Annotated in this window: 4 protein-coding genes; all 4 read right to left on the bottom strand. The window is 68.4% G+C overall.

The features are described from left to right. Nucleotides 1-1,530, bottom strand: a 1,530-nt coding sequence (locus THIDRDRAFT_RS22900; protein WP_007043317.1) for an SEFIR domain-containing protein, incomplete at its 3' end; no start/stop codon positions are given. 146 nt (nucleotides 1,531-1,676) lie between these two features. Beyond that, nucleotides 1,677-2,087 (bottom strand): type II toxin-antitoxin system VapC family toxin, encoded by a 411-nt coding sequence (locus THIDRDRAFT_RS22905; RefSeq protein ID WP_007043318.1) that lies wholly within the window; start codon nucleotides 2,085-2,087, stop codon nucleotides 1,677-1,679. A 10-nt stretch (nucleotides 2,088-2,097) separates the two neighbouring features. Beyond that, nucleotides 2,098-2,331, bottom strand: coding sequence for an antitoxin (locus THIDRDRAFT_RS22910; protein WP_007043319.1), 234 nt, complete (start codon nucleotides 2,329-2,331; stop codon nucleotides 2,098-2,100). A 184-nt stretch (nucleotides 2,332-2,515) separates the two neighbouring features. Further along, a partial coding sequence (locus tag THIDRDRAFT_RS22915; RefSeq protein WP_007043320.1) for an esterase/lipase family protein occupies nucleotides 2,516-4,012 on the bottom strand: 1,497 nt, incomplete at its 5' end.

Here is a 4,012-nt window from a genome sequence, read left to right on the forward strand (position 1 = left end):
GCTCGCCGGGCGGTCGAAGAAGCCGAGCAGACGCAGCGCGGCCAGCTCGCGGGCGCAGGTCTCGCCCTCGCGGGCGAACCAGGTCTCGTAGGCGGCGACTACCTTGGCGGCATGGCGCCGGGCGTCCCGGTCGGCGGGGACCAGGCCGACGGTGTCGCGCCGGCGGATGTCCCCGCCCTTGGTCCGCTTGAGGTAGCGCCCGAGCAGGGAGAGTGTGAGCGCATGGCCCAGGACCTCCCGGCTCGCGGCGCGCAGCTCCGCGTCGTCCGGCCCGATGGGCGCGGCACCGGCCCGGGTGGCACCCCGGGCGTGGAGCAGGGCGGCCCCGTCCGACTCGTCCAGATTGCCGAGGTCCAGACGGAGCACCGCGCCGTGCGGATTGGACTCGGTTCGCACCCATTCGCCCAGATCCTGGAGCCACTCGCGGCTGGTGAGGACGCAGAGCCCCGGGTGTCCGGCGGCGGCGAGCTGAGTCAGCAGGGTCTTGAGCCCAGGCGCGCGCAGCTCTCCGGCCAGGGGGCCTGGCGGGTATTGCAGCGGCTCCAGGCCGTCCAGGATCAGGAGGGTGCGGGTAGTGCAGATCCGCTCCGCCAGCGCCCGGCCCTTGTCGGCCGGGTTGGCGGAGGGCTCGATCTGGACGCCGAACCACTGGATGGTCGCCGCGAGAAAGGGGTCCTCCGATGCCTGCCGGTCCTCCCCGGTGCCCTGGCTGTAGAAGGACCAGCCGAAGACCCGGTCCGACCCGCACCAGCCTGCGGGGCGCAACCTGCAGTCTAGCCAGCGCTTCACCAGTGCCGTCTTCCCGGTCCCGCCCGGGGCTTTCAGCTCCACCACGGAGGTTGCCGAGCCCTCGGCCCAGGCCGCGTCCAGCGCCGCCAGCTCCGGCCCACGGCCGAGGAAGTGCTCGGTACCGGCGGGGAGGTGGCTCAGCTCAGCGCGGGGCGCTTTCGTTTCATCCGGACGACGCGCATCGCGCGCGTCGTCACCGCCGGCGTCCTCCGAATCGTCGAACTGCAGCGGCTTGCCCTGGCCCCGCAGCTTCACTTTGAGCGGACCCAGTGCTCCCGGCTCGACACCCGCCTGGTCGAGGAGGACGTCATAGAGCTCCTTATAGGCGGCCTCGGAGGTCAGGCAATACCAGCTCTGGCCCCGCAGCGGCTCGGGGATGCTGCCCTCGTGCACGGTATCGAAGATCAGGGGGACGAAGCGGGTCGTGCTGCTCCGGGCGTGGTAGAGCTCCAGGGTGACGATTGCCCCTTCCCAGTCCACCCCTTTGCCCTGACCTGGCGCTTCCAGACCACGGAAGCGGCGATAGTAGGTCGGCGTGCAGATGACCAGGACCCGGTCGGCCGCGTCGAGGCCGTTCATCATCCAGCGCGGCCAGCCCTCCGCGGGCGAGCCTTTCACGTAGCGATCCAGAATGGTCTCGATGCCGTCCTGACGCAGACGCTCGGACAGGGCCAGCACGCGCTCGCGGTGTGTGTCCGAATCGTGACTGTAGCTTATGAAGACCCGCAGCGATTCTTCCATGATTGGGGAACCTTTGGCTTCTTGTTCTGGGTATCGGAAAAGTGTACCGCGTCGGATCCTTTGGGTGCCCGAGGTGATTTTTGGCGTCGTTAGCGTTTGCGCTGCTTCTTGGTGTTCCTTTTCGCGCTTGGTCAGCATCGTGACGGTCAATCCGCTAGCCAGTTCTCGACGATCAGCCCGGGCACGCGGCGAAACTCGCGCTCGTTCGCGGTGACCAGCGTTCGCCCCAAGGCCCGGGCATGTGCAGCGATCAAGAGGTCATTGGCGCCGATGGGTGTGCCGGCCGACTCGAGGGCGTGGCGGATCTCGGCATAGTGGCGGTCGGTGGGTTCGTCCAGCGGCAGGATGCTGATGGCGCTTAGGACCGCCTCCATCTGGGCGGATAGCCGCGCGGAGCCCTTTTTAGCGGCGCCGAAGCGCAACTCGGATGCGACGACGATGCTGGTGCAGATGCTGTCTTCGCCGTACTGGGCAATGCGGTCGCGGATCCGCCCGGCGGGCTGGCGGATGAGGTCGGAGAGGATGTTGGTGTCGAGCAGATAGGCTGGCTTGGGCATCCTGGCTTGCCTAGAGATCCACCGGCTCTGGCGGCGCATCGTCCGGCTCGGGGATGGATTCATCCAGCGGGGTCAGTGTACCCAAGACGTCGAGCAGGGTCGGTGCTGGCACCGGCTCGATGATGAGGCGCTCGCCGTCTTTGCGGATGATGGCCTCCTTGCCCGGCAGCTCGAATTCCCGGGGGATGCGGATGGCCTGGTTGCGGCCGTTGGTGAAGAGGGTGACTCGCCGCTCGGTGTGCATGCTGGGGACCTCGCCTGGCCTATGCCTGGACATAGGCTAGCACAGGGGCGAATGGTCGCCCAGGTTGGCGGATCGGGAATCGATTGTAGGTTGGGCCGACGCAGGAGGCCCAACGGTCAGCGCCTTGCAGCAACCTCATGTTGGGCTTCGTTCCTCAGCCCAACCTACGCGGGGCGCTTTGTGGTCAAGGGCGTTCCCGGAGCTTGGCTTCGGCTTCTTCGATCTGCTTTTTCAGACTGAAGCGCTGGGCGGGGTCGGAGCAGATGGCATCCTGCTCGCGCAGGTAGTCGAGATTTTCTTGCCAGATCGCCGTTGCGGTGTCCGTGCTTGGCGCGGCGGGCGCGGTTGATGGGGCCGGCTCCGGGGGCGGTGTGCTGGTCGGGCCTTCGGGTGCCGCGGCCTGTGGCCTTTGCTCGTCTCTCGGGGCTGGTGAGTTGACACATTCGTCCAGCCAGCGCAGCAGTGACTTGTAGAGCTGCGCGTTGCGGGAGCTGGGCTTGCAGATGGAGATGTGGTCTTCGTCCAGGGGGACGGCGACCTCGTTGGGCAGGCCGGGTTCGGCGCTGGTGGCATCGACGACGAGGAGGCCCTTGGGGAGCTGGATGCCGAGCAGCGGGATCTCCGGGCGGACCTCGCGGCGTTCGCACCAGGTGCGGCAGTTGAGCTGGTGCTCGCTGTAGAAGCCGCGAAACCAGGTGTGCAGTTCGCGCAGGCGGGCGTTGTGGGAGGCCAGTTCCTTGGCCTGCTCGTTGGTGCGGAAGACGGCGCTGGCGAACTCGGCGAAGCTCGCCAGGTTGGCGCCGCTGTGCGGGGTGGCGATGAAGGCGATGCCTCGGGTCTGCTCGGCGATGCGCCGCCAGCGGGGTACGTTGAAGCTGACCGCGTGGCGCAGCACCTGCTTGGCGACGATACCACCCAGGCTGTGGGTGACGAAGACCAGCGGGCGTTCTCCGAGGCCCTCGGTTTCCATCTGGTCCAGGACCTGGGTGCCGCGGTCGGCCAGGGCCATGGACTCGGATTTCCAGCCGGAGGCGTCGGCGGCATAGCCCAGGGTCCAGATTCCGAGGCGTGGGCGGTCTGTCGCGAGCCAAATGGGCCAGAGGGTTTCGATCTGGTTCCGGTCCGCCATCCAGGTGGTGAAGGCATCGCCGCCGAGGCCGTGGACGAGGATGAGGTCCAGGTCGCGGTCAGGGTTGTCGCAGCCGGCGATGGGGAGCAGGCCGAGGCGGCTGTCGGGCAGTGGGTCCAGGGGCATGGAGCATCCCTCTGCGGGGTTGGCGGTTGGGGTTGCGTGTTTGGTTTGCTTGTCGGCGTCGTCGGCGGCGTGTGTCGGGTCACCCGGCGCTCCCATCTCGCTCCCAGGCTTCGCGTGGGAGTGTGGTCTTGGACGCTCTGCGTCCCGAGGGCTTGGGCTGGCTTCTGCTGGGTCGGTAGACGCGACGCGGAGCGTCGCTGACTGCATTCCCACGCGGAGCGTGGGAACGAGAGTGGGGTCGGCTGGGGGCCAGGTTGCGGCGGCGGTCTCGGCATCCTCCAGTTCCGGCAGGCGGCGGCCGTAGCCGTGAGCCTCGATCAGGCGGCGGGCCTCGGCGAGTGCGGTGCGGTCGCGGAAGAGGCGGGCGCGGGTGAGGGCGCAGTCGGCCAGGTGCAGGGCCATGCCGCCACGGGCGGCGATGCGCTG

This window comes from Thiorhodococcus drewsii AZ1 (genome assembly GCF_000224065.1).
Taxonomy (GTDB): Bacteria; Pseudomonadota; Gammaproteobacteria; order Chromatiales; family Chromatiaceae; genus Imhoffiella; species Imhoffiella drewsii.

Excerpts from the sequence above, each read along its gene's own strand:
- THIDRDRAFT_RS22905 (WP_007043318.1), bottom strand. The coding sequence starts at position 2,087 with ATGCCCAAGCCAGCCTATCTGCTCGACACCAACATCCTCTCCGACCTC.
- THIDRDRAFT_RS22910 (WP_007043319.1), bottom strand. The coding sequence starts at position 2,331 with ATGCACACCGAGCGGCGAGTCACCCTCTTCACCAACGGCCGCAACCAG.